This window comes from Rhizobium sp. 62_C5_N11_2 (genome assembly GCF_051811185.1).
GTDB classification, from domain to species: Bacteria; Pseudomonadota; Alphaproteobacteria; order Rhizobiales; family Rhizobiaceae; genus Rhizobium; species Rhizobium leguminosarum.
Genome location: NZ_JBPWPW010000005.1, coordinates 92,484 through 116,573, shown reverse-complemented (window position 1 = coordinate 116,573; position 24,090 = coordinate 92,484). Strand labels below are relative to the sequence as shown.

The following is a 24,090-nucleotide window of genomic DNA, read 5'->3' as shown; positions in this document are numbered from 1 at the left end:
TCCTACTTGGAACTGTCTGGCTGGCCGTAGGTCGCCGACTGGCCGTGCTTGCGTTGATAGTGGAGGTCCAGCAAAGCGTCGGAAATTTCTGGATCGTCCTGGTTCAGTTGCCGGGCGTGGAAGGCAATCTTGGCGACAGCCTCGAGCATCTCCGCGTTATGAACGGCGTCGGCTGCGTCCTTGCCCCAGCAGAAGGGACCGTGATCGTTAACCAGGGCTGCGGGGACGGAGAGCGGCGCATTATTTCCGAGTGCCTCGACGATGACCTTGCCCGTGTTGCGGACGTAACCGTCTATGATTTCGTCGTCGCGCAGCTTGCGAGTAACGGGGATCGTTCCGTTGAAATAGTCGGCATGGGTCGTTCCCATGGCAGGGATACCCCGGCCGGATTGGGCCCACACCGTCGCGAAGAACGAGTGCGTGTGGACCACGGCACCGATAGACTTGAAGCTTTTGTAGAGTTCCAGGTGCGTATCGAGATCAGACGATGGTCGCAGCGTGCCCTCTAGGATATTGCCATCGAGGTCGGTTACAACGATATCTGCGACCTGCATTGCCTTATAGGAAACGCCACTCGGTTTGATGGCGACAACACGCTTCTCGCGGTCGATAGCGCTGACGTTACCGAACGTCGAGATGACAAGGCCGCTATCGTAGAGCGCGGCATTTGCATCAAGAACGGACTTGCGGAGCTCGGAATATTTAATCATCGTCTCCTCAGGCCTTTTGGCGGCGACTGAAACGATCGGCTGCCACGGCGATCAGGATGATCGTGCCGATGACGACCTGGTGCCAGAAGGTGTTCACGTTGAGCAGGTTGAGCGCGTTGCGGACGACCGCCATCAAAACGGCACCTACGGCGGTTCCAAAAAGAGTGGCGCGCCCGCCGGACAAACCCGTTCCGCCGATAACCACGGCAGCTATGACATCCAGCTCGTACCCCTGGCCGGCTTCAGGCATGGCGGCTTCAAGGCGCGAGGTGAGCAGAACGCCCGCGAAGGCCGACAGGACCCCGACCAGCACGTAAACGGCGATCTTGACCTTGTCCGTGGGGATGCCGACCAGCCGGGCAGCGTCCGGATTGCTGCCGATCGAGAGAACGAAACGGCCGAAACGCGTGTAATAGAGAAGGTAGAAGGCGATCGCGAAGACGATGGCGGTCAGAATGACCGGAACAGGAACACCGCCGGCATAGCTCTGGCCGATCATTCGGAAGGCGGGGTCGGAGGCTCCGACGATCGGAATACCCTGAGTGTAGACCATCACGATACCGCGGCTGATGACCATGATGGCCATTGTGGCGATAAAGTCCGTGATCCCGACCTTGGTGATCAGGATGCCGTTCACCAGTCCGATCACCGCACCGACCGCAATCCCCCCTGCGCATGCCAGAGGAACGGGATAGCCAAGCACAATCAGGTTTGCGGTCACAAGACCGCTCAGCGCAAGTGTCGAACCGACGGAGAGGTCGATGCCCCGCATCCCGATCACAAAGGTCGCTCCAAACGCGGTCACGGCAATGGGGACCGCCTGACGAAGAACGTCAGTCAAGTTGCCGAAGGTGAAAAACCGCGGAGCGGCAAAGCCGAGCGCCACCAGAAGAACGACGAAGGCCAGATAAACGCCGGCATTGCCGCCGCTGCGTGCGAGCGTAAGGGGCGAGCGCGGGCGTGTAGCTGCAATATCAGCCATGGATACCTCCCTGAAGATGATGGCCTTGCGGCGGCCTCACCGAATGAAGAGCGAGTGTTTCTTCCTTGGAGGTCGCCGCATCGACGACCGCCGAGATCCGTCCTTCGAACATGACCGCGACCCGGTGACACAGTCCAAGAAGTTCCGCGTTGTCGGCGGACACCACGATGACAGCACAGCCGTCCTTCGCAGCAGCCTGGATGAGGGTGTAGACCTCGGCCTTGGCACGCACGTCGACGCCACGCGTTGGCTCCTCAAGCATGAGCACCTTTGGCTGGGTGAGCAGCCAGCGAGCAAGCATGACTTTTTGCTGGTTACCGCCGCTCAGCGATGTGATGTCGGCACCGGGGCCGTCGCATTTCACGCCGAGCTTGGCGATGTAGCCGGAGGCAATCTCGCGCTCCTTTTTCGGCATCAACGTGATTTTGCCGAGCGTTCGAAGGTTGGCGATAGAGAGGTTCCAGGCGACATTGTGTTGTGGAAAAATCCCCTCGGTTTTACGTTCGGCGGGCAAGAAGGCGACGTGTTGACGAATAGCGTCCGTCGGGTCCGAAATCGCCGCTTGCTTTCCGTCGATCAGAATCGAGCCGGTCTCATGCGGGATCTGCCCGAAGATCGCCCGCAGGAGCGCGCTCTTGCCTGATCCTTCGAGACCCGTGACGCCGAGGATTTCACCCTGGGCTACCGAGAAGGTGATGTCTTCGAAGACACCCCTTTTCGTCAAACCGCGAACGTCCAACGAGGGTTCGGACCTTGCCGGGACGCGGGGAGGAAACTGTTTTGCGAGAGAGCCGCCGATCATCGCACTGACGACCTTGTCTACGTCGAGCTCCGATACGGGCAGGTCTGCGACCGCGCTGCCATCGCGCAAGACCATCACGCGGCTGACGATGCCGAGGAGTTCCTGGATCCGGTGAGACACATATATGAGAGCTTTACCGGCCTGCTGAAGCTTCTTGATGATGGCGAACAGCTGTTTGCGTTCGACCTCCTCGAGCGCTTCGGTCGGCTCGTCCATGATGATGATGTCGGCGTTGCTGCTAATGGCTTTGGCGATCTCGATCATCTGCCGATGCGAGAGGCTAAGCTCTCGAACTGGCCTGTCGAGAGGTACGTCGACGCCTAACTCGCCCTTCAGGATACGCGAGGCGGCTGCCCGCATGGCCGAATGGTCAAGCGGTGATGCACTTGCACGCCCGTGCCGCAGCTCCCTGCCCGCGAATATATTTTCGGCGGCGTCAAAGTCCGGAAACAGGCTCAGCTCCTGGTAGATGATCGCGATGCCGGCCCTGGACCCGTCTTTGGGATTGTTCAGATCGACCCCCTTACCTCTGACAGCAATGGTGCCTTCGTCGCGTGCATATGCACCAGAGAGGATTTTCATGAGCGTCGACTTGCCTGCGCCGTTCTCACCGACCAGGCCGAGAACCTCGCCGGGATTGAGTACGAGCTCGATGCCATCAAGCGCCTTCGTGTTGCCGAAGCGTTTGGCAATGCCTTTCATCTCGAGCAGCGGAGCGTTTGTCATTCAGGTCGCCCTTTTTGAGTGGGCGGCCCCGCGCGAGGCGGGGCCGCGTACTGTCACATCTACTTCTGCTGGACGTAGACGTAGTCGTTCTGATCGAAGGTCTTGATGTTCTTCGCATCGTAGGTTTTGGGCGCCACGAAGATCTTCTTCGGCAGGGCGGTGCCCTTCATCACGAACTCATCCACCGCTCGAATGATGTTGCGACCTTCTTCCTTGGCCCCGGTGTCGACCGTTGCTGCAAAGTCGCCGGTGAGGATCGCGTCGTTGGCTTCCTTCATATTTTCGTAGCCGACGATTGCCACCTTGCCGTTCAGCCCCTTAGCCTTGAGGGCCTGCAGACCGCCAAGGGCCATCTCGTCGTAGAGCGCGACGAGGACTTCGATATCGGGGTTGGCGGTGAACATGTTTTCAGTCACCGACAGGCCTTGGGCACGCACCCAGCCAGCCGGCTGCTGAGCGACGATTTTGAAGTTGGGGTGCTTCGAGATGACCTCATTGAAACCCTTCATGCGCTGGCTCGTATGCGGACCGGGCAGGCCCTCCAGGATCCCGAGCTTGACTTCCTTGTCGCCATAGGTGTCAACCAGCCATTGCGCCTGCGCACGACCACCGTCACTCTGGTCGTAGCCGATATCGCTGACATAATATGGGTTGTCGGCGACGGGTGAATTGAAGAGGAAGATCGGAATGCCCGCCTCGGTGGCGCGCCGGATGGAGGGCAGCAACGCGCCTTCGTTGTATAAGGCAACCGCGATCGCATCCACACCGTCGTTGATCCAGGCTTCCATGGTCCTGATCTGGTCGTCCGTGGCAGACTGGCTGCTCGGAGCTTGCACGAGAAGCTGGATAGTGCCGTCGCCACCGCGCTTATCGATTTCTTCTTTCACGCCAGCCAGAACACGCTGATAGTAGGTGTCCATCGCCGTCGGCAGGAAGCCGACCTTGAGCGGGCGGTTATCCTTCTTAGCGGGTTTGACTTCCTGGCCTGTGGGCTTGATGTCCTTGTCCATCAAGATGCCAGGAAACACCTTCGAATAATCCAACTGCTGTGCAAGCGCTGGGCTGAAGGAAAGCGAAGCGGTGAGCCCGAGAGCAGCACCGAAGATTAACGTCCGTCTGAAAATTGTCACATGATCCTCCCTGGTGGTGACAAGACAAAGTTTTCCCAACCGCGGAACGGGTCCGCGGCGAAGCTTGGCAATCTGAGATTCAAATCTTCGGCTTACAGTCCCGGTGCGATCGTGAAGACCATCCGGATCGGGTTGGAGCCGTAGTTTAGGCACTGGTAGCTGATGCCGCCGGGCAGGAAGAAAGACTCGCCGTCACGGATGTGAAAGGTTTCGTCGGTATCCGCCAAATAGAAGGTTGCGGGGCCTTGCAGAACGTAGAAGACTGCGTCCCCTCCATGGCTGTCGGGTTCGCTCGCGCGCGGTCCAACGCCACCCACAGGGATAGTCAGCTCTCCGACGTGCATGTAATCGTTGCTGACGCAGAACTGGACGAGAACGGGATGATCGCGGCCGGAGACGATGTTCAGACGATCGCTTTTTGCGACCTTCACCAGGTCGCCCCTCTTGCGCGCCTGAGCGCCGTCTACTGGATAGGCTCCGAGTTTCTCAAGGCTCATCACGCTCTCCCTTCGTGCTTATAGAGGCGCGTCGGCCCGTCATAGCCGGTCGGAGGGCCATTCTCGTCCCAGATACGCGGTGCGATGCAAAACAGGATAACTGCAGCCTTGTCGCTGAAGTTATAGCCGCGATGCGGAGCGCCCTTGGGGATAAGCACCGCGTCACCGGGTCCGAGTTCCTCTGTCTGCCCGGTTTCGGGGTTTAGGAGATGCACAACACCTTCGAGGACATAGTACACCTCGTCACCCGCGTGAATGTCGGCCGGGTCGAAGTTGCTTCCCGGCGCGAGCTGATAGATGCCAGTGGTCTGCTGGTCCGTGCTGGCGAGCAGGTAGTTGAGGTCGCTCGAGTACGGCTTCGTCCCCGTATAGATGAACATCTTGTAGCTATCGCGCGTCAGATGGACCGGCTTCTTTTCGCTGGGCGGATGTGGGAAATTGCCGAAGTAGCTTGGCAGTTTTGGCATTTTAGTACCTTAGGTCCGGAGTTCGCGGAGCAGCGACTTGAGAAGCCGCCAGGTCGGATCGACTGTCGTGTGGTTGAGGCGCTCGCGCGTGGTGTGGACGTCGAACGCTTCCGGTCCGATCGACAGCATGTCAATGTCAGGAACCTTCTTTCGAAAAAGGCCGAGCTCGAGACTGGAGTGAGAGACTTCCACATGTGGCTGCTCGCCGAACTCGCGCTCGTAAGCGGCTTTGGCGGCGTTGAGCATTCGCGAATGAGGATTGTATGGCCATTCCGGGCAATCCGCGAATGTCTCCACGCTCGCGCCGTTGCCGATGAGTTCTGACAGCTGCCGGATTTTGTCGACGATGTTGTAGCGACGGGAGCTGACGGCGCTTGGGACCGTATTGACGATTTCGATGGCCTCTTTATCGCTTGAAAGCAACGCCACGGTGTTGGAGCTCTCGACGAGGCCCTCGACTTGAAGGCTCTTGCTCTGGACGCCGTTGGGAAGCAGGTTCAGGGCATCGACCAGCGCCCGGGCGGACTGAGCCGAGAAGACTTCAGTAATCTGCCTCCCTGACTCGCTGACTGTGACCTTGAGGTTGGGATCGCTTGCTTTGTACTCAAGCGCAATCGAAGCCGCTTCCGCTTCAATTCTCTGTCTGAGATCGACAATCCGCGAGGCATCGATCGAAATGATCGCCTCCGCCTCACCCGGGATAACGTAACGGTTCACGCCACCCTTGACTTCGGCTACGCTGGCCCCAGCATCCCGGATGGCAATCCGGAGCAGCCGTCCGAGCTGGACGATCGCGTTAGCGCGTTCAAGATGGATGTCGAATTCGGAATGACCGCTGCTCAGGCCGGAGATCCGCAGCGAAAGGGCGGCCTGCCCCGAAACGCGCGGTTCCCACTGAACCGGAATCTTGAAGCGCACTGAAATATCGCCAGCGCAGCCTGCGAAAAGCGACTTGGGATCGTGCCAGTTCATGTCGAGAAGGCGCTTACCGCTAAGCTTTGTGCCGTCGAAGTGTTGTGCGCCGCCCTTGCCGACTTCTTCTTGAACCGTCAGGATGACTTCAAGCGGCGGATGCGAGATATCGTCGGATGCCAGCAACGACATTGCGAAAGCCACACCAACGGTGTTGTCCGCCCCAAGGGTTGTCCCCGTCCCATGGATGAAATCGCCGATAACCTGAAGTTTGATGCCTTCGTTCTCAAAGTCGTGGTCAACACCCTCGTCGCTCTCGCAGACGATGTCGGTATGCCCATGAAGAATGACGGTCGGCGAGTTTTCGTAGCCGGGTGTGCCCGGCTTCTTGATGAGGAGATTGTAGATCTCGTCCTGGTAAACCTCGAAGCCGCGTGCCCGGGCAAAATCGGCGATGTGATCGCTGACCTGCTTTTCGTTGTAAGAACCGCGCGGGATCGCACTCAGCTCTTCGAAAAAGCCAAAGAAGATCGCCGGTTCGAGACCAGCAAGAATAGAATTGTCGCGTTTATCTACAGTTTTTCCAGCGGGGAAACTCATTCGGCCCTCCTCCTAATACGGCATCTGCGCAATACTTCTTCCCTCGCCGAACATAGTCCGGCGACCTCGTAAACCGTATTGCATCTCATCTTACGCGCTAAGGCGATCCAGGTTCAGATGCCCTCCACGCATCGAACCATCTCTGCTTTCAGCTCCTATTTCAAACGCAATATTTCATAAAATAGATGAGCTTTTTTCATCTGAATTCGTTATAGTATAAGCTAACGCATCCATTGAAGCGCAGGCCGAAACCTCTACGAGTTTCGGATACCATGTAGGCATCTGCGTAATTTGGAGCTGGCTCGCGAGGTCGCTTCAATCGTCCGGAAGCGGCGCCTTAAGGTGGTCGAGAAACGTCCGGAGCGCGGACGGCACCTGTCGGTGCGAAACGTAGTATGCATGAAAACCCGGCCCAGTAGACGACCAGTCCGGCAGCACCACTTCGAGCAGACCAGCCGCCAGTTTGTCCTCGACGCGTGCGCGCAGGCAGTAAAAGAGACCGCCCCCCTCCTGCGCCATGCGGATGGACAGTTCTGAATCCCCGAGCGTGAGCAGTCCAGGGACGTCTAGGGTAACCATGCGGTCTCCGTCGCCAAGTTCCCATTTGCAGACGTGGTCTGTACCGGTTCGGATCCGGATGCACTCGTGCGTCAAGAGATCTTCCGGCCGCTCCGGCCGCCCTCGTTCGTTGAGATAGGTTGGAGAGCCGACGACGATCCATTCAAGTTCGGCAGTCAGACGCGACGCGATCATCCCCTCGGGAACTGTTCCTCCATAGCGGATGCCCGCGTCGAAACCCTCGGCGACCATATCGATAAAGCGATCCTCGACGCTGACTTCGATCTCGACATCTGGGTAGTTGCTGCGAAAACTGTGCAGTCGAGGAGCGATCAACAGCTCGGCGGCGTCACGCAGCGTGGTCACTCTCACCCTGCCCGTAGGACCGCTCCTGAAACTGTCCAGGAGATCCATCGCAGCCTGGATGCCGAGGAAACGGGGCTCTAGTTCGGCAAGCAGTACTTCGCCGGCGGCGGTGAGACTGATGCTCCTGCTTGTCCGATGAAACAGACGGACGCCGAGACGGGCCTCCAAACCCCTGATCGAGTGGCTGAGAGCGGAGCCGGAAACGCCGCGAAGCGCGGCCGCCTTTCGGAACCCCCCCGCCCTCGCGATCGCGACGAAAGTTTCAAGGTCGGCCAGATCGGCCCGCGTGGATACCATGAGTTATGGATACTCCCACTTCGACTGAATAAGATCGCCCTGGCCGACGCCGACCTTGCTTCAGACGGCTGGTATCTTCAATCCTTATTCATCTAACCTGGCTTTGGTATGTGATGACCACGGAAGCAGTCAAAAATTTGACATTAGTTGATCCATGTCGGATCCGGGGAGCTACGACGGGAGATGGGCCGGGTCGCTGAATAATAGCACCTCCGGGATTAATCGTCATGCAATGAAGATCATCTTGTCCACAGCCACGAGAGACGGCACCGGTTGGAACGGATACCACCTCCGCGCGGGCGGCCTGACGGTCCCGGAGGTTCAAGTTCTGAGCTTTCGAAAACGCCGGCTACCAGTCCTGCCGGGTTGGATGGACGACAATGTCGTTGATCGTGATCTCCGGGGGCTGATCTAGGGCATAGACCACGGCTTCAGCCACCGACGACGGCGGAATACCTTGCTTGTTGAGCTCTCCGGCGATCTTTCTGCCCGTCTCGTCATGAACCTTGTCGGCCCAGCCGGTATCGATCACGCCAGGGCTGATCATAGACACCTGGATCCCACTTCCCACGCCCACCTCCTTTCTGAGGCTTTCGGTGATACCGCGTATAAAGAACTTCGTGGCTCCATAAACGCCTGCCGCCTCGCCGACATGAACGCCGGCGATAGAGCTCATATTCAGGATGCGGCCGGACCGGCGCTCCAACATCGACGGCAGCACGGCGGCAATCGCATGTAGATAGCCACGCAGGTTGGTATCGATCATCTTGTTCCAATCGCCGACCGCGGCATCCTTCCAATAGGAAAAGAGCATGAGGCCCGCATTGTTGACCAATATATCGACCGGGCCGTACGTCGTCGTGGCGAACGGGACGAGGGCCTTGGTACTCTCAAAATCCGTGGCATCGGCAACCTTGTAGCTGGCAATACCTCCGGAACCGGCGATGTCTTCGACAATCTGACTGAGGCGTTCCTCATTGCGGCCGGCAAGGACGACGCGCGCACCTTTTTCCGCCAATCCTTTGGCGGTCGCTGCTCCAATGCCCGAGGAAGCTCCCGTGACGATTGCGACCTTGTCTTTCAGATGTGCCATGATGTGCTCCTTCACTGCGGTTGGGTCAGTTCGGCTTGCCGGGCGGCTTTAACAGGCTCCGGGGTCGTCCGGTTTTCCAACACCTGCCGCTTGGTTTTCTGGTCTCCGCCGACGACATGGTCGATGTCGTTCATGAGGGCCTCGAAGCCCTGCTTGGCGACGAGCGTCTTGTCGTTTTTCTGCTGGCCACCGAGCTTAGTATCGCCCATCCCAGCGTTCGCGTGGAAGTCGCTGTTGGTGGCGCCCGGAAGGAGTGCCGTCACCGTGACCCCGGTCGAGCGCAACTCCTCGCGCAGAGATTCCGCGAACATGTAACCGAATGCCTTCGACGGGCCGTAGACGGTTTCGTATGGCGTGGGCAGGGTCGCCGAAACCGAGGAGGTGATGAGGATCCTGCCGCGGCCGTTCTTGACCATATGTTGGACGACGCGTTTGGCCATATGGACGGTCCCAGTGACATTGATTGCAAGCAGGCGAAACTCATCCTCGAGATCGTTATCGACGAAGGCGCCGCCGATACCGATACCCACGTTCAGAGCCGCGGCTTCCAGTGGGCGCCCCAGCCCCTGCGTGAAGGTCCAGAACCCCTCAACGCCATCGTATGTCGAGGCATCCGCTTTGAACGGATACGCTTCGGCGTCAAGGCTTCGTAGCGCATCGGCGGCCTCGTTTACCTTGTCGCTTGAGCCTGAAATAGCGACGTCAAATCCATTCTTGGCGAATTGTTTGGCAAGCTCGAAGCCTATTCCAGATGAGCCGCCCGTGACCATTGCGAGTGGTTTATTACCAGTCATGATTTCACTCCTTTGGTTTTATCAGCACCTCGATCGCCTCGAGGCGCTGGTGACCTAATGCCCGTGGAGCCGGTTGGTTACATGAGCAAAATCGATCGGGGCGGTGAGCAAAAATCAACCACCGATCTGGCAGACACCAGAAGTGAGGGACCTTTTGGTCGCGTCCGCAGCCAAATTGACGAGGCATTCCCGACGTCACGAAGGCACCCAAGAGTGAACACGGCTCATCGGTGCGTGCGATCCAGCTCACTTCAAGTGGTCGGCGGAGTGCCCTATGTTGTTAGGGAGGTTGAGCTGTCGTTCGCAGCCAGCAGATATGGTCCGAGCACACAAGCGCCCGCGTAGCGCTGACGCACTTCTTGCGATGGTGCCGTCGGCCGAGAAAATCCACGCGACGGCGTGTCCGGCCCACCTTCCAGCGGTGACGGCCAATGACGGGAAGACAATGATGAGCGAGAGAATGAACAGCATCGTTGCTCCTGGCCGCGTTGCGGTCATCACGGGAGCTGCGAAGGGCATCGGCTTGGCGATCGCGAGGGCTCTCGCGGCCCGCGGCATGAAGCTCGCATTGCTGGATCTCGACGCCGACGCACTTGAGGATGTTGCCTCGGCACTCGATACGGACATCCTGATCGTGAGCGGCGACGTATCAGATCTGTCGGCACTAACTAGGTTGCGGGACAAAACGATTTCGCGGTTTGCTGACGTCGCCGTCCTTGTCAACAACGCGGGCATTACGCAAGGAGCCGGCCCCTGGGATGATCCTGCAAAGTGGCGACGCCAAATCGATGTAAACTTCGGAGGTGTTTTAGCCGCACAACACGTCTTCGTGCCCCACATGATCAAGGCAGCCCGACCATCGGCGGTCGTCAACCTCGGCTCCAAGGAAGGAATTACAACTCCTCCGGGCAATGCCGCCTATTCGGTGGCAAAGGCAGCTGTCAAGGTCCTGACCGAACAGCTGTCGCACGCGCTTTTGAAGGAGACGGGAGGTCGTGTATCGGCTCATCTCCTCGTCCCTGGCTACACGTGGACGCCCATGAACATCGCACTCAAGCCGCATGGCGCTGCCAAGCCCGATGAGGCATGGACCGCTGAGCAGTTGGTGGAATACTTCCTGGCCCGTCTGCTCGAGGAGGACTTTTACATCATTTGTCCCGATAATGCGGTTACGTCGGAGATAGATGCCAGACGGATCCGCTGGGCGGCCGACGACATGATCCTGAACCGGCCGGCGCTTTCACGTTGGCACCCCGACTGGATGGATAAATTCGCAGCCTGGTTGAAGGCAGACCACTGACGGTGGAATGTTTGTAGAGGAGTAATCCAATGCCCAGACCCCATGTAATCTGTCACATGATGTCGCCACTGGACGGTCGATTGATCGTCAATGATTGGGCTGAGGCGACCGGCCATTCGGTGGAGGAACTCGTGAAGGTCTATGACGACCTGCATGAGAAGATTGGTGCCGACGCCTGGCTTTCGGGAAGAGCGACAGGCGAGGAATTCGCAGACGCCGTCGACCGTCCCTATGAAACAACCGGCACAGTACCGCGGCCGATCCATAACGCCAACCCGGATGCCAACGAGTTCGCTGTTATCGTTGATAAGGACGGTCGGCTACGCTGGGACAAGAACGACATTGAGGGTGCTCAACTTATCGTCCTGACAGGATCTGACGTGGATGATGCTTACCTGGCGGGCCTCACCCAGGCTGGCGTTTCCTATATCGTATCCGAGAAAGATGGCGTCGATCTGAAAAACGCGCTCGATGTTCTCGGCACCGAATTCGGTGTGAAGCGCTTGATGCTGGAAGGCGGGGCGCAAACCAATGGCCATTTCTTGAATGAGGGTCTTGTTGACGAGGTCAGCCTAGTCATCTTCCCTGCGATCGGAGGCAAGTCGGATACACCGGCCATATTTGAGGGCGGCGAGGATGGGCTTGCCGGCGGGGCGAGGCTCACGTTTATGAGCGCCGAAGCCGCTGGCCTCGGCTCCGTCCATCTGAGATATCGCGTTGAACGTCCATAGGAGAAGCCCACAGGAGAAGATTGTGGAAGGGCTCCCCCCATCAAGGGCCGAACTTGAGATTCGGGGACGGGTGCCGCCTTGCGCGGCATCTACCCGAAGGATCGTTGGCCATATTCACTTCCTCTCCTGCGATGCCACTCTAAGCTGCACATTGGATCCTTCCAAAGCCGCGCGGACGTCGATTGTCGGTTCCTGGTCGGTGATGATAACTTCGAACTCGTCAATGGTGGCCAGGACATGAAGAGCAGTATGATTGAAGCGCTTATGGTTTAAGAGCAAGCAGCGACGCGCGGCGCTTGCAATCATCGCTCGCTTCGAGCGGACAACGTCATCATCCATATGGTAGACGCGCAATCCAGAAACTGCCGGCGTTGAGATAAAGGCGATGTCGGCGCTGAGACGCGACAATGCCTGTTCGGCGACGACGCCGAAAAAACCATTGAACTTCATCGAATAGCGTCCACCGACCGCAATCAGGTTGATCCCTGATTCCGTCTTGAGCCGATCGATGACCGCCGCATTGTTGGTGATCACCGTCAGCGGTCTCCTCTGTGGCAGCAATTCCCCGAGCACCGACGCCATAGATCCGTCGTTGACCATCACCGTCATGCCGGGCTCGACGAGTTCAAGGGCGGCCTCTGCCATCCGGCGCTTGGCCTCGCCCTCCTGCTGCTGGCGAAACCGGAAATCGCTTTCGAAATGGCCTCCTGCCTCGATCGTTGCCCCGCCGCGGACCTTGCGAAGCATCCCTGCCTGCTCAAGATCATCCAGATCCCGGTGGATGGTCATCTTGGATACAGCGAACCGATCGGATAGGTCGTCCAGATCCACTACCCTCTGCGCGACCAACAGGTCCATAATGGCCTGCCTCCGATCATCTCTCTTCATATTCTAGTCCTCCGGCGCACTAATCCGATCCTTTAACATCAAGATCCGACGCTACAAATCACATGCAAACATCATTTTTCGTTAGTTTGTGTTGCTCTATTCGACAACGCCCCTGACGCTGCTGGCATGATGGGACACGTGAAGACGCATGATGGTGCGATTGCACCACTCCATGCATGGCCGAAGGCGCTCATTTTCTAACGAAACAAGGATGGTTTGGAGGTTCAAGCGCAAATGTCGTCGCCATGGAGAATGGTCCCGCGCGTCAGCCGCGCACGGAAGATGGAGGCCTTGTCCTCCAGGGTGAACATCGCGGACTACCGGGCCGTCATCAAAGCGGGCGCGAATATAGGGCTTCTTCACCGGGCAGATCACCGTAGCGGGCAAGGTGTTTGGAAAAGGCCGGAGTCACTGTGAACTGACACCCGGCCTTTTCTCTGCTTATCGCCTTGGGAGGACGATTGTGAACGATGCAGCTTGGCGTTCGCGCTGCTTCAAATCGATCAAACTCTTGATACGTCTCCGTCGGCCACACAAATCTCGACGAGCATGAGCTGGCGAGCCGTCAGACGCGACGGATAGATTTTTGACAGCTGCTCCTCGTGCATGGGAACAATTCGTCGTTCGTCCATACCAACGATTTTGAGCATCTCCTCGGCGGACTCGATCAGACGTGTCTGGCTGCCATTGGCAAGGCCCGGCGGCACAAAGCAGGGATCGGTGGCGTCCTCACCCGTGAGGTTGCTGTAGGTGTAGATGACGTCGCCGGACAGGATAAACTTGCCGTCTCCACCGCCGGTCTCCACCACCACATATTGCGATCCTGCGGTATGGGTGTCGAATGCCGGATAGACGTGAACGCCTGGCACCAGGTTTTCCCGCTCTCCCTCCACCAGCTCCAGGCGGCCTTCGATATTTGCCTGGGTCAGATAGAGGATATCCGCCGGATTCAGTCCGGCCTGCAATGAACGGAAGCGCCGACCCTTTGCCAGAATCCACATCCAGGATTCCAATTCTTTCTTCTGAATGAAAATCTTAGCATTTGGGAAGAACTTTAGGCCGCCAATGTGATCGAAGTGCGCGTGCGTGAGGATGACATGCGTGACGTCCTGGGGCCTGATCCCGCATTCCCCGAGAACGATTTCCGGAGGCGTCCAACCGGTAACGCCAATCGAATTGGCGATCTGGCCTCCGAAATCGGCGGCGTCGTGACCGGCATCAACCAGAACGACTGCATCTCCTGTCTTGATGAGAATGTATGCGAACGGCAGGTTCATCGTGCCCTGATTATGGGCGCCGTAAAAAACCCCGCTGACCGGGTGCACCGGGCTTCGAGAGTATTCAAGCACCCAGATCGAATGCGTTCCCATGGTCTTCCTCCCCATGTCCAAGGGACCCTCCACAGCATGCTGTCGTGTCGAAGGTCGACGTGCCTAAGATGGCGGCCGATCGTTTCAGCTGGATCGCCGCATTTGAAAGCAGCCCCAGCAGGGATGCATCTGAAACCAGGACACCGCGCTGCAGGTGCTCCTCCGCCTCGACAAGCAGGCCATCTGCCCGTCCAAGATGGTAGACTGCGTGGCCCTGTCCTGCGAGAAAGCGCGAGCCCGCAAGCGAGGAACGGACGGATCGCTTTATCTCTGTGGCGCGATCGGCGAGTTCTCCAATCAAGAGGCGCATGCTCTTCTCCCTCAATGCCATATGCATGAAGGAGTAGATCGCGAGAAGCTCGCCATAAGTCCTGACGAGCGCCTCGAGGCATGCGCGCGCCTCCGGCGATGGAACCGAACCCACGAGCGCTTCGCAGCGGAAGCCGCCGAAAACGGTGCCTCCGCGGGCCATCATCGTACAGCCGTCGGCAGCGGAGCGTTTGACGGAAGAAGGCTCGCTTCAGTCAAAGCGTCCCAAAATGCAGGGGGTATTGTCTCGTTGATCGCCTTGACGTTCTGCTCGACTTCCAATGCGCTCTTTGCACCCATGACCAGCGTGGCCACTGCCGGATGCGCATAAACGAATTGCATCGCCGCTGCAGGCAAGCTCACCGCAAATCTCGAGCAAATGCTCTCGATGGCCTTGACCTTTTCGACGACGGCCGCAGGAACCTTGCCGTAATCGTAAGTGGCCGCGGGACCGCCGACGCCTGTCGCCAGAATTCCGGAATTGAAGATCCCGCCGGCGATCACGGAGACGTTCCGCTGGAGCAACTCGTCGAACGCGGCCTCAAGCGGGGCATGATTCAAAAGGGTGTAGCGGCCGGCGATCAACGAGCAGTCGATCGGAAATTCACGAGCGACACCGACCACGGAGTCGGTTTCGTTGACCCCCAAGCCGATGGCTGAGACGGCTCCGCTGGAGCGAAGCTCGTCCAGTGCCTTATAACCGGAGGCCCGCAGCTGATTCCAATAGAACTCGCTTTGGTCGCCGTGCCATGCCCGACCAACGTCATGCACGAGAAGAACGTCGATATAGTCCAATCCGAGGCGCTGCTGGCTGTCTTCGAATGCGCGCATCACGCCATCATAGGTGTAATCGTAGGTATCGAGAAACGGAAGCGGGTCGATCCACTCGATGCCGTAGACGGTTTCAAGCTTCTTTGTCCTGCTGGCGGGCTTCAATACACGACCAACCTTGGTGCTCACCACCACGTTTTCGCGCAGCTTGTTCGCCCTGAGGGCATGGCCAAGATAATGCTCCGATTTCCCAAAGCCATACATTGGCGCGCAATCGAAGTAGCGGATTCCGACCGCGTAGCCAGCGAGGATCGTCGCTTCGAATTCGCCGTAGGAGACATCGGCGTTGAAGCCAGAGAGCGGCACCGTGCCTAGCCCCAGCGAAGTTACCCGCACTTTGCTTTTTCCGAGCGGTCTAGTTTCAAGTTCGGTCATGTGATCATCCCTAGATGTCGGTAGGAGGCGTCGAAGCGATGTAGCTTCCGCCATGCCGTCATTGTTTGATTAAAGCCCGTGCCCCAATGCGTGCCAGGTCGCGCCGGCGTCTGCCGCCAACCTCACCAGAAGGACCTCCGTGGCCTGACTCCTCAATCAGCAAGGTGTAAGGTATAAGGTCATACCTATAGAGGCAAGCGTTTTTTGCATGCCGCCATCCGCATTTGGCGAATCGCTTAAAAATGCCGCCTACGCGCAACGGGGCGCGGCAGCTCGTCTCAGCCGATCGTTGATTGCCCTGCCAAGGCCAATCAGAGGCACAGGGGCGAATGCAATCACGTCACCCGCGCCGGCCAAGGCGTCGGCTTCACTCATGGCGGTGTAGAGGTTGCGGGCAGCTTCCTGAAGGTCACCGGAAGAAGACAGCGTCATTTGACAGCCCTCGCACCCCGGTCCGAAACCGACCCAGACCATATTGGCGGCAGGACGGTCGACATTCATCTGAACGGCGGCTTCCGGAGCATAATGGCTCTTTAGCTGGCCTGGTGCCGAGACCTTTTGGGGGCCAGTGTCCTCGTCAATCGGGCCGAGTAACGCTTCCAGTGCCTCCCGCGGAACTGACCCGTGGCGTAGAATGATCGGAGATCCGACCAAAGACAGAATAGTCGATTCCAGGCCGTGATCACATATGTCTTCTTCCACGATTCCCGAAATCCGTCCGTCCAACTGGCGGACAACTTCCACGAAGCGGGTCGAGGTGACCTTCCCGGAACGATTGGCTGAAGGCGCTGCCACCGGAAATCCGACGGCCCGGATCAGCCGTTGGGCGACACTCGACGAGGGAAATCGGATTGCGACATTTTTCATGCCCGCGGTAACTGCGGTTGCGAGCCCCGCGTCTTCCCGCTTTGGCAGGAGCAATGTCAGAGGTCCCGGCCAAAAGCTGGCAGCAGCCAACTCTGCCTCCGGATTGAAATGTGCCATCCTGCGCGCCATTTCCACGTCCGAAACGTGGATAATCAGGGGATTATGCCGCGGGCGTCCTTTGGCTTCATAGATGCGCTCGATCCCGGCGGGGCTGCTGGCGTCCGCGCCGAGCCCGTAAACCGTCTCCGTCGGAAACGCGACAACTTCGCCATTTCGCATGAGCCGGGCGGCAGCTTCAATCGCGCTGTCGCTGACGTCAAAATGACGGGTGGTGGTCATCTTTTTCCTCGCGCTGGTTCTGGAAGGGAGCAGAGATCGATAGACCAAAGCCATTGGCTCAGGAGGCCCGGTTCGGCGTGCCTCCTGACAGCCTCAACGTCGTCCCCGCTGAGCCAAACTCAGTTCAAGCCGACTACGCTATGCGGCACGTATGGCTCCTCGAGTTCGCGGACCTCGTCGTCGCTTAGCTTGACGGCCAAGGAAGCGACGGCATCCTTCAGATGCTGTAGCTTCGTTGCGCCGATTATAGGAGCCGTCACGCCCGCCTTTGTGTTAAGCCACGCCATCGCAACGAGGGATCGCGGGACGTTCTTGTCGTCTGCAATCTTTGCGACGACGTCTACGACGCGGCGATCCGCCTCGTCCGCGTGACCGTAGAACCGAGCGGTGACATTGTCGGTCTCGGACCTCAAACTGCTTTCCTCCCAAGGCCGGCTGAGGCGCCCGCGAGCCAGCGGACTGAACGCGATGATCCCCACCCCTTCAGCTTTACAGAGCGGCAACATCTCCCGCTCTTCCTCGCGATAAAGGAGGTTCATCTGAGCTTGCATCGAAACGAAACGCGACCATCCGGCAGCGTCCGACTTGTAGAGCGCGCGCGCAAATTGCCATGCGTAACAATTGCTGGCTCCGATGTAGCGAACCTTGCCGCTTCGAACGAGATCGGTCAGCGCTTCCAGCGTCTCTTCGATCGGGGTCGAATTGTCCCAGAAATGAATTTGGTAGAGGTCGATGTAGTCGGTCGCCAGCCGCTTGAGGCTGGCCTCAGCCTCCGCGATGATTGCCTTGCGGGAAAGTCCGACCGCATTCGCTCCGTTGCGCATCTTGCCGTAGACCTTGGTGGCAATGACAACCTCATCACGCTGCACCATCTCCCTGAGCAGCTTGCCGATGATCTCCTCGCTGGTGCCGTCCGAGTAGGCATTGGCCGTGTCGAAGCAGTTTATGCCCTGTTCGAGTGCCTCTTTGATAAATGGCCTACTGTCGTCTTCGGACAATGTCCAAGCATGGTTGCCGCGATCGGCGACGCCGAAACTCATGCAACCGAGAACCAGTTGCGAAATTTTGAGACCTGACCGGCCAAGCTGACGATATTCCATCTGTCATCTTCCTTCTGATACGGTTTTAGAGCCGAACTTGGCGAGCGACTGCGCCAGCTCTGGATGAGATTTGGCATATTCATGGAGATCGATCCCGGCGACCGCGGCATCCCAGGCCGCACGAACCGCTCTGACACCCGCCGACGGCCCGCCGGGATGGCTGACGACGCCACCACCACAAAGGTAAAGGTGGTCAAGCGTCTGCTCCGTCCTTCGATAGGTCTCAGGCGCCTGTCCACCCCATTGACCCGAACAAACGACCGGTAACGGGCGGTCGGCATCACTGAAGATCGGTTTCTGGAGATCATGGAACGACTGAACGAAAGACGCGTCCGGCTCCCAGTATTTGGCGGCAATGCCGTTGATCTGGAATTGGTCGACGCCGAGAAGTCGCCAAAGCTGTTGGTAGACCGAGAAATCGAACCCAAGACCAGGATGTCGGGTGAGAAGATCCCAGCCGTTGCGATGGGCGTGCAAGACAAGGGACGACCGCCGACGCAGGAACAGAAAAGCGCCCTTGCCGATCGAATTGATGTTGATGACGGCGGCGTTTCCACCCTCGCGCACGACCAGGTCGTGCTTGCGAACCATCTCGTCGGGATCGACGTCGGAAATGCCGAAGGCATACATCACCTTCTTGCCGGTGCGCTGCTCCTGATCCCGGACGATCGGCATGATCGCTTTCACCCGCGCCTCCAACGAGGAGTACGGTGGCGACATCAGTTTCTCGTCGTCCTTGATGAAGTCGACACCGGACGCGACGAGTTCAGCAACCACCTGCGCCGTTTCGTCCGGGGTGAGGCCGAGCGCGGGCTTGATGATCGTGCCGATGATTGGCCTATTGTAGACGCCGGTCAGACGCCGGGAGCCTTCGATCCCAAATTGAGGCCCCGGGTAGACGCCTTCAAACTCTGGAGGCAGCTGCAGGCCGACGACCCTCAGCCCGGTGAATTCCTTGATCGACCAGACCCCGCCCAATGCAACCGTGGTGACTGCCGCGAGGTCAGTTCCGACGGCCTCCAGGGGATAGGCGATTGTTGTCTCCGCTCGGTTGAAGACTTCGCCCGCTGCAGGGAGCGAGGGAACCTCGACAGAGTCCAGTTTCTCGAAAGCGACCACGCGCGCGGCCGCGCGCGCCTTCAGTTGCGGCGTCTCTCCGGGCAGGTCAACAAATGTACCCGTCGACTGGTCGCTTCCGATCTTGACCGCCAAGGCCTCAGCGCTCCCGGCGGTCTCAATCCGATAGGTGACCAGAATGTCCGAGGGCCTGCGCTGAGCCAGATCCATCGCGATCATGCCTCCGGAACTGGCGCGGCTTCAGGGATGAGGCCGGACGACTTCAGGTCGGCCCAGAACGCAGCCGGAACCGGCGTCGAGATCGCGGCGACGTTTGCGACGACGTGTTCGGGCGCCAGCGCTCCCTGTACCACCGCGGTCACTGCAGGATGTGCGTAGACAAATTGTGTCGCTGCAGTCGCAAGCGAGACGCCATGGCGCTCGCAGACGGCTTCGAGCGCCTCGACCTTGCGGACGATCGCTTCAGGCGCGGGCTGGCAATCGTAGGTGCGGGTGGTTGTCATCGACTTGCTACCCTCGGCGAGGATGCCGGAGTTGTAGATGCCAGCCGCAATGATACCGATGCCGCGACGCTGCATTTCTGGATAGAAATGGTCGAGAGCGCCGTGGTTGAGCAGGGTGTAGCGCCCGGCGACCATGGAGCAGTCGAGATCAAATTCCTCTGCCACCTGCAGGACCGACGCGGTTTCATTGACGCCGAGGCCGATGGCCTTCACGGAGCCTGTGCTGCGCAGCTCGTCACACGCCTTGTAACCGCTCGATCTCAGCGCCGAAAGGTGGGTGCTATACGCCTCGCGGTGCCATTCGCCGCTCACGTCGTGGAGATAGAGGATGTCAATGTGGTCCATACCCAGGCGCTGCTGGCTATCTTCGAAAGCGCGCATGATGCCGTCATAGGAATAGTCGTAGTCATCGACGAATGGCAGCGCCTTCACCCAGTCGATGCCGTAAAGGCTCTCGGCGCGCTTTGCGCGGCTTTCCGGCTTGAGTATCCGCCCCGCCTTGGTGCTGACCACGACCTTGCCGATGAGATCGTTGTTGCGAAGGACATGGCCGAGGGAATGCTCGGACTTTCCAAGGCCGTAAAGGGGCGCGGTGTCGAAATAGCGGACACCCAAGTCGTATGCCTTGAGGACGACCGCTTCGAAAGTCTGGAAGCTCACATCGACATTGCACCCACCGAGCGGCGAGGTACCCAGCCCTAGCGAGGTCAGCGTCACATCGGTCTTTCCAACTTTTCTCTTCAACATGATGGTCGATCCTATTTCCCTGGTGTAAGGCGGACGGCCGTACGGGCCGTCCGCCGTTGTCCGATTACATGTACTTCTCGACATTGGTGGAATCGAGCACGAGCCACGGCACGACGTAGTCCTTCTCGGTGCCGCCCTTCCATTCCATCAGCGAGCCCCAGATTTCGGACTGCGGCTTGTAGCTCTCGCCCTTGATCGCCCGCAGTGCGAGGTCGACCGCGCCCTGGCCTTCGGCGCGGGCGTACTTGTAGAGGCTGACCGCCATCTCGCCCTTCTTCACGGCGCGCTTTGCGTCCGGAATGCCGTCGATCGCAAGAACGGGAACGGTCTTGAGATCGATGCCGGCGCTCTTCATGGCTTCGATCGCGCCAAGCGCCATCTCGTCGTTTTCCGCAAGGACGCCGTTGATCTCACCCGGGTGTGCGAGCAACCAGTTCTCCATGAGCGCCTGACCCTCGGCGCGGCTCCAGTTGCCTGTCTTGTCTTCGATGAGCTTGAGGTTCGGGAACTTGGCGAGACCAGCGTCTATGCCTGCGCGGCGCTCGATCTGGGCCGACTGGCCGATCGGACCCTCCATGAGGACGACGTTGCCGCCGTTCGGAAGGCGCTTGGCGAGTTCCTCAGCGATGATCCGGCCGCCTTCGGTATCGTTAACGATGATGGACGCGGTGTATTTCGTCGACTTGGTCTTGAGCGCCGACACGATAAGCGGGATTTTCGCTTCGGCGGCCTTTTCGATCGGCGGCGCCGAGGCCTCGAGGTCGAAGGGTGACATGATGATCGCGTTGAATTGTTGGGTGATCGCTGTGTCGATCTGGTTCGCCTGTGTCAGTGGATCATACTTGCCGTCGAAAACGGTGATCTCGACCTCGCCCGATTTGACGGCGGGATGGTTCTGGATTTCCGTCGACCAAGCCTTCATGTACTCGCCGGACTCACCGAACGAGAGAGCCGCGATCCGAATTTTGTCCTGCGCGAAGGCGAAGTTCCCGCCAGCCAACGTCGCTACGGCGATTGCCATACCCACACCCGCATTGAGCAGGTTCCTCCTAGACATCTGCATTTCATATTCTCCTCTGGTTTAAGATACGTCCGGACGCGACACGCTGGGCCGGACATTGTCGCCGGCCTTCCCCGGCGGCAATTTCGGGATTGGTCTTATTTGCGGATTTGGTCGGCGATGACCGCGACCACGATGATCGTGCCCTTGAGGACCTGCTGGTAGTATGAAGACACGCCCATGAGGTCCATGCCGTTGTTGATCGTGCCGATGATGAGCGCGCCGATCAGTGTGCCGAGCAGCGATCCGCGGCCGCCCGCAAGGCTCGTCCCGCCGATCACGACGGCGGCGATCGCGTCAAGCTCATAACCGATGCCCGCTTGCGGCAGCGCAGCGGTGGTGCGAGCCGTCAGGACAAGCCCCGCAAGACCAGCCAGGAGGCCCGAGATCACATAGGTCGCACCGACGATCACCTTGGTGGAAATGCCGCTCGTGCGAGCCGCCTTCTCGTTGCCGCCAACTGCGTACACATAACGGCCGAAAGTCGTATAGTTTAAAACGGTCCATCCAATCAGGAAGACGACGAACAGGATGACGATCGGTACCGGGATATACATGATCTGCCCGGAGCCGATCCACTTGAAGGGATCCGACAGATTCGGGATGGGGCGTCCTTCCGAAAAGATCAAGGTGAGACCGCGGGCCACGCTCAACATGCCAAGCGTCACTACGAACGGCGGGACCTTGACCGCGGCAACAAGCACGCCGTTCACCAAGCCGAGGCCGGCTCCCGCCGCGAGGCCCGCAAAGATACCGAAAAGCACGAACTGCTCGTTGGTCTCCGTTACGAGGCTGGCGGCGATCATGCCCGCGAGCGCCATTACGGAGCCGACCGATAGGTCGATGCCCTTAGTAAGGATGACGAAGGTCACTCCGATCGCCAGAATGCCGTTGATCGACGACTGGCGAACGAGATTCAGCCAATTCAACCATGTCATGAAGTACTGGTTCGCGAACGCGAAGAACGCGACGATCAGGAAAAACACGAGAACGATGCTGAACTGCCTGATCATTTCCCCGGCGCGGAAGTTTCCGGGCTTCGCCGCAGCGATGGTATTCATTACTCAAGTCCTCCCGTGAATGGGGCTATGACCGCTCATCAGCTCGCCATGTCCATAAGCGTCTGTTGCGTTGCTTCGGCACCGTCGATGATGCTGAGGAGCTGCCCCTGTTTGAAAATCGCGATCCTGTCGCTGAGCTGCATGATCTCCGGTGCCTCCGAGGAGACCACGAGGACGCCGTTGCCCTTTGCCGCGAAGTCTCGCAGGAACGCGTAGATCTCCTGCTTGGAACCTTCGTCGATGCCACGCGTCGGTTCGTCGCAAATGAGAAGCTTTGGATTTGTCAGAAGGCACCGGGCCAGCACGACTTTTTGTTGGTTGCCCCCTGACAGAGTTTCGACGGCAACATCTGGCGACGCCGACTTGATCCTCTGTGAGACGATCATGTCTTGAACTGCGCTGCGCTCTTTGTCCCCGCGGATGAAACCGCTGATGGCCATCAAGGCCAGCGATGAAAGCGTGATGTTGTGGGCGATCGATGCCGAGAGCACGAGACCACTGTCCTTGCGATCCTCGGTCACCATCGCCATTCCACGTTGAATTGCGTCCTTAGGACTGCCTGGCTTGACCTTACCGCCGTTGAAGACAACTTCGCCTCCCGTTGGTGAGTGCAGCCCGAATATTGTCTCGAGGAACTCGGTTCGTCCGGACCCAAGCAGCCCGTAGATTCCGACCACTTCGCCGGACGCCACGTCTAGCGAGATGTCTCGGAAATGAGGCCCGCGCGCCAAGTTCGAGACCGAAAGCAGGATTGGCGCGTCTTCGAGAGGCTTGCCCTTCTCGACCAGCTTGACTTCACGGCCGACGATCTGTGTCACAAGATGACGGCGGTCGATGTCTTTGATGTTTCCAGTCTCGATGAAACGGCCGTCGCGGAAGACTGTGTACTCATCCGCGATCTCGAAGATTTCGGTGAGTTTGTGAGACACGTAGATAATTGCGGAACCGCGCGCGGTGATCTTGCGGAGCGCGTTGAACAAGACATGGACTTCGTGTTCGCCGATAGCAGATGTCGGCTCGTCCATGATGACGATATGTGCCCGATAGCTGAGAGCCTTCGCAATTTCGACGAGCTGAATCTGGGCGAGGCTCAGCTCCCCCATCTTCTTGGCAGCGTCGACTTCAAAGCCGAGTTCATCGAGGAATGCCTGGGCGTCCCTGCGCATCTGGCTAAAATCGACGAGCACGCCAAGTCGCTTCGGCTCGCGGCCAAGGTAAAGGTTCTCGGCGACGGTCATCTCGGGGACGGGGGAAAGCTCCTGCGTGATGATCGCGATGCCGTGACGCAAGGCGTCAGCGGCGCTTTTGAAGTCGACCTGCTCGCCATCGATCTCCACTATCCCTCCATCGCGGCGGAGCAGTCCCATCGTGATGTTGAGGAATGTCGACTTGCCGGCGCCGTTACCGCCGCACAAGGCATGGACGGTCCCGGCCTTTAGAGTTAGTCGGCCATCAACGAGCGCTGGGACGCCGTTGAACGACTTTTCCACGCCCTCGGCCCGCAGAAGCACGCGTGCCGAAGACGACTGCGCGGTTCCCTGAACTGTTATCTTCTCAGTTGCGTTGACCATGATATGACGTCATACCTCGTAAAAATC

The 24,090-nt window shown here is 58.8% G+C and carries 23 protein-coding genes and 1 pseudogene; 3 read left to right on the top strand and 21 right to left on the bottom strand.

Annotation, left to right across the window (positions count from 1 at the left end; all coding sequences use genetic code 11):
* Positions 1-2: 2 nt before the first annotated feature.
* The 10 genes from araD to AB8B31_RS34150 form a co-directional block, all read right to left on the bottom strand.
* On the bottom strand, positions 3-710 hold the full coding sequence (araD, locus tag AB8B31_RS34195; RefSeq protein ID WP_064843725.1) for an L-ribulose-5-phosphate 4-epimerase AraD: 708 nt from the start codon (positions 708-710) through the stop codon (positions 3-5).
* Between the two features lie 7 nt (positions 711-717).
* Positions 718-1,692: an ABC transporter permease gene (locus tag AB8B31_RS34190; RefSeq protein WP_081284272.1), complete on the bottom strand. Its 975-nt coding sequence runs from the start codon at positions 1,690-1,692 to the stop codon at positions 718-720.
* A complete protein-coding gene (locus AB8B31_RS34185) occupies positions 1,685-3,220 on the bottom strand; it encodes a sugar ABC transporter ATP-binding protein (RefSeq protein ID WP_064843723.1) in 1,536 nt (511 codons plus the stop codon). Before AB8B31_RS34185 ends, AB8B31_RS34190 begins: the two co-directional genes overlap by 8 nt.
* Positions 3,221-3,279: 59 nt before the next feature.
* Positions 3,280-4,350, bottom strand: a complete 1,071-nt coding sequence (locus tag AB8B31_RS34180) for a sugar ABC transporter substrate-binding protein (protein ID WP_004129729.1) — start codon at positions 4,348-4,350, stop codon at positions 3,280-3,282.
* A 92-nt stretch (positions 4,351-4,442) separates the two neighbouring features.
* Complete coding sequence (locus AB8B31_RS34175) at positions 4,443-4,847, bottom strand: cupin domain-containing protein (protein ID WP_064843721.1); 405 nt, start codon at positions 4,845-4,847, stop codon at positions 4,443-4,445.
* Positions 4,847-5,314: a cupin domain-containing protein gene (locus AB8B31_RS34170; RefSeq protein ID WP_004129736.1), complete on the bottom strand. Its 468-nt coding sequence runs from the start codon at positions 5,312-5,314 to the stop codon at positions 4,847-4,849. Before AB8B31_RS34170 ends, AB8B31_RS34175 begins: the two co-directional genes overlap by 1 nt.
* A 9-nt stretch (positions 5,315-5,323) precedes the next feature.
* On the bottom strand, positions 5,324-6,826 hold the full coding sequence (locus AB8B31_RS34165) for an aminoacyl-histidine dipeptidase (protein ID WP_064843719.1): 1,503 nt from the start codon (positions 6,824-6,826) through the stop codon (positions 5,324-5,326).
* 315 nt (positions 6,827-7,141) lie between these two features.
* Complete coding sequence (locus AB8B31_RS34160; RefSeq protein WP_004129742.1) at positions 7,142-8,047, bottom strand: LysR family transcriptional regulator; 906 nt, start codon at positions 8,045-8,047, stop codon at positions 7,142-7,144.
* Between the two features lie 349 nt (positions 8,048-8,396).
* On the bottom strand, positions 8,397-9,155 hold the full coding sequence (locus AB8B31_RS34155; protein WP_245303124.1) for an SDR family oxidoreductase: 759 nt from the start codon (positions 9,153-9,155) through the stop codon (positions 8,397-8,399).
* Positions 9,152-9,934, bottom strand: coding sequence for an SDR family NAD(P)-dependent oxidoreductase (locus AB8B31_RS34150; protein ID WP_028753504.1), 783 nt, complete (start codon positions 9,932-9,934; stop codon positions 9,152-9,154). The genes AB8B31_RS34155 and AB8B31_RS34150 overlap by 4 nt, the downstream gene beginning before the upstream one ends.
* Positions 9,935-10,382: 448 nt before the next feature.
* Here AB8B31_RS34150 and AB8B31_RS34145 point away from each other — a divergent pair, with 448 nt between their 5' ends.
* Positions 10,383-11,234 (top strand): SDR family NAD(P)-dependent oxidoreductase, encoded by an 852-nt coding sequence (locus AB8B31_RS34145; protein ID WP_040140034.1) that lies wholly within the window; start codon positions 10,383-10,385, stop codon positions 11,232-11,234.
* A 29-nt stretch (positions 11,235-11,263) separates the two neighbouring features.
* Positions 11,264-11,965, top strand: coding sequence for a RibD family protein (locus AB8B31_RS34140; RefSeq protein ID WP_064843716.1), 702 nt, complete (start codon positions 11,264-11,266; stop codon positions 11,963-11,965).
* A 114-nt stretch (positions 11,966-12,079) separates the two neighbouring features.
* Here the strand turns inward: AB8B31_RS34140 and AB8B31_RS34135 are convergent, their stop codons facing one another.
* Positions 12,080-12,853: a DeoR/GlpR family DNA-binding transcription regulator gene (locus tag AB8B31_RS34135; protein WP_040140030.1), complete on the bottom strand. Its 774-nt coding sequence runs from the start codon at positions 12,851-12,853 to the stop codon at positions 12,080-12,082.
* 230 nt (positions 12,854-13,083) lie between these two features.
* On the opposite strand from AB8B31_RS34135, the pseudogene AB8B31_RS34130 reads away from it, so the two are divergent.
* Positions 13,084-13,244 (top strand): annotated as a pseudogene (locus AB8B31_RS34130) (Re/Si-specific NAD(P)(+) transhydrogenase subunit alpha); the annotation flags it as partial.
* Positions 13,245-13,356: 112 nt separating this feature from the next.
* Here the strand turns inward: AB8B31_RS34130 and AB8B31_RS34125 are convergent.
* The 10 genes from AB8B31_RS34125 to AB8B31_RS34080 all read right to left on the bottom strand — a co-directional run bounded on the left by AB8B31_RS34125 (position 13,357) and on the right by AB8B31_RS34080 (position 24,063).
* The gene (locus tag AB8B31_RS34125; protein ID WP_040140026.1) at positions 13,357-14,223 is read right to left on the bottom strand and encodes an N-acyl homoserine lactonase family protein; all 867 of its coding nucleotides are present in this window, start codon (positions 14,221-14,223) and stop codon (positions 13,357-13,359) included.
* Positions 14,195-14,698 (bottom strand): hypothetical protein, encoded by a 504-nt coding sequence (locus AB8B31_RS34120; protein WP_237359381.1) that lies wholly within the window; start codon positions 14,696-14,698, stop codon positions 14,195-14,197. The genes AB8B31_RS34125 and AB8B31_RS34120 overlap by 29 nt, the downstream gene beginning before the upstream one ends.
* Positions 14,695-15,738, bottom strand: coding sequence for an aldo/keto reductase (locus AB8B31_RS34115; RefSeq protein WP_096771277.1), 1,044 nt, complete (start codon positions 15,736-15,738; stop codon positions 14,695-14,697). Before AB8B31_RS34115 ends, AB8B31_RS34120 begins: the two co-directional genes overlap by 4 nt.
* A gap of 249 nt (positions 15,739-15,987) precedes the next feature.
* Positions 15,988-16,944, bottom strand: coding sequence for an L-threonylcarbamoyladenylate synthase (locus AB8B31_RS34110; protein WP_064843713.1), 957 nt, complete (start codon positions 16,942-16,944; stop codon positions 15,988-15,990).
* Between the two features lie 119 nt (positions 16,945-17,063).
* Positions 17,064-18,044, bottom strand: coding sequence for an aldo/keto reductase (locus AB8B31_RS34105; RefSeq protein ID WP_064843712.1), 981 nt, complete (start codon positions 18,042-18,044; stop codon positions 17,064-17,066).
* Positions 18,045-18,047: 3 nt separating this feature from the next.
* Entirely contained in the window at positions 18,048-19,331 is a 1,284-nt protein-coding gene (gene oiaX, locus AB8B31_RS34100; RefSeq protein ID WP_096771285.1) for a 3-oxo-isoapionate-4-phosphate decarboxylase OiaX, read from the bottom strand.
* A 5-nt stretch (positions 19,332-19,336) separates the two neighbouring features.
* Positions 19,337-20,371 (bottom strand): aldo/keto reductase, encoded by a 1,035-nt coding sequence (locus AB8B31_RS34095; protein WP_064843711.1) that lies wholly within the window; start codon positions 20,369-20,371, stop codon positions 19,337-19,339.
* A 64-nt stretch (positions 20,372-20,435) separates the two neighbouring features.
* Complete coding sequence (locus AB8B31_RS34090) at positions 20,436-21,434, bottom strand: substrate-binding domain-containing protein (RefSeq protein ID WP_004129775.1); 999 nt, start codon at positions 21,432-21,434, stop codon at positions 20,436-20,438.
* A 95-nt stretch (positions 21,435-21,529) separates the two neighbouring features.
* Positions 21,530-22,492: an ABC transporter permease gene (locus AB8B31_RS34085; RefSeq protein ID WP_004129777.1), complete on the bottom strand. Its 963-nt coding sequence runs from the start codon at positions 22,490-22,492 to the stop codon at positions 21,530-21,532.
* A 38-nt stretch (positions 22,493-22,530) separates the two neighbouring features.
* Positions 22,531-24,063, bottom strand: coding sequence for a sugar ABC transporter ATP-binding protein (locus tag AB8B31_RS34080; RefSeq protein ID WP_040140011.1), 1,533 nt, complete (start codon positions 24,061-24,063; stop codon positions 22,531-22,533).
* Positions 24,064-24,090 lie beyond the last annotated feature (27 nt).

Bases quoted from the DNA above. Each gene is read 5' to 3' on its own strand.
- AB8B31_RS34150 (WP_028753504.1), bottom strand. From the start codon at position 9,934: ATGACTGGTAATAAACCACTCGCAATGGTCACGGGCGGCTCATCTGGA.
- AB8B31_RS34105 (WP_064843712.1), bottom strand. From the start codon at position 18,044: ATGGAATATCGTCAGCTTGGCCGGTCAGGTCTCAAAATTTCGCAACTG.
- AB8B31_RS34145 (WP_040140034.1), top strand. From the start codon at position 10,383: ATGAGCGAGAGAATGAACAGCATCGTTGCTCCTGGCCGCGTTGCGGTC.
- AB8B31_RS34090 (WP_004129775.1), bottom strand. From the start codon at position 21,434: ATGCAGATGTCTAGGAGGAACCTGCTCAATGCGGGTGTGGGTATGGCA.
- oiaX (WP_096771285.1), bottom strand. From the start codon at position 19,331: ATGGATCTGGCTCAGCGCAGGCCCTCGGACATTCTGGTCACCTATCGG.
- araD (WP_064843725.1), bottom strand. From the start codon at position 710: ATGATTAAATATTCCGAGCTCCGCAAGTCCGTTCTTGATGCAAATGCC.
- AB8B31_RS34185 (WP_064843723.1), bottom strand. From the start codon at position 3,220: ATGACAAACGCTCCGCTGCTCGAGATGAAAGGCATTGCCAAACGCTTC.
- AB8B31_RS34125 (WP_040140026.1), bottom strand. From the start codon at position 14,223: ATGGGAACGCATTCGATCTGGGTGCTTGAATACTCTCGAAGCCCGGTG.
- AB8B31_RS34085 (WP_004129777.1), bottom strand. From the start codon at position 22,492: ATGAATACCATCGCTGCGGCGAAGCCCGGAAACTTCCGCGCCGGGGAA.
- AB8B31_RS34120 (WP_237359381.1), bottom strand. From the start codon at position 14,698: ATGATGGCCCGCGGAGGCACCGTTTTCGGCGGCTTCCGCTGCGAAGCG.
- AB8B31_RS34175 (WP_064843721.1), bottom strand. From the start codon at position 4,847: ATGAGCCTTGAGAAACTCGGAGCCTATCCAGTAGACGGCGCTCAGGCG.
- AB8B31_RS34170 (WP_004129736.1), bottom strand. From the start codon at position 5,314: ATGCCAAAACTGCCAAGCTACTTCGGCAATTTCCCACATCCGCCCAGC.
- AB8B31_RS34160 (WP_004129742.1), bottom strand. From the start codon at position 8,047: ATGGTATCCACGCGGGCCGATCTGGCCGACCTTGAAACTTTCGTCGCG.
- AB8B31_RS34115 (WP_096771277.1), bottom strand. From the start codon at position 15,738: ATGACCGAACTTGAAACTAGACCGCTCGGAAAAAGCAAAGTGCGGGTA.
- AB8B31_RS34190 (WP_081284272.1), bottom strand. From the start codon at position 1,692: ATGGCTGATATTGCAGCTACACGCCCGCGCTCGCCCCTTACGCTCGCA.
- AB8B31_RS34135 (WP_040140030.1), bottom strand. From the start codon at position 12,853: ATGAAGAGAGATGATCGGAGGCAGGCCATTATGGACCTGTTGGTCGCG.
- AB8B31_RS34165 (WP_064843719.1), bottom strand. From the start codon at position 6,826: ATGAGTTTCCCCGCTGGAAAAACTGTAGATAAACGCGACAATTCTATT.
- AB8B31_RS34110 (WP_064843713.1), bottom strand. From the start codon at position 16,944: ATGACCACCACCCGTCATTTTGACGTCAGCGACAGCGCGATTGAAGCT.
- AB8B31_RS34140 (WP_064843716.1), top strand. From the start codon at position 11,264: ATGCCCAGACCCCATGTAATCTGTCACATGATGTCGCCACTGGACGGT.
- AB8B31_RS34080 (WP_040140011.1), bottom strand. From the start codon at position 24,063: ATGGTCAACGCAACTGAGAAGATAACAGTTCAGGGAACCGCGCAGTCG.
- AB8B31_RS34095 (WP_064843711.1), bottom strand. From the start codon at position 20,371: ATGTTGAAGAGAAAAGTTGGAAAGACCGATGTGACGCTGACCTCGCTA.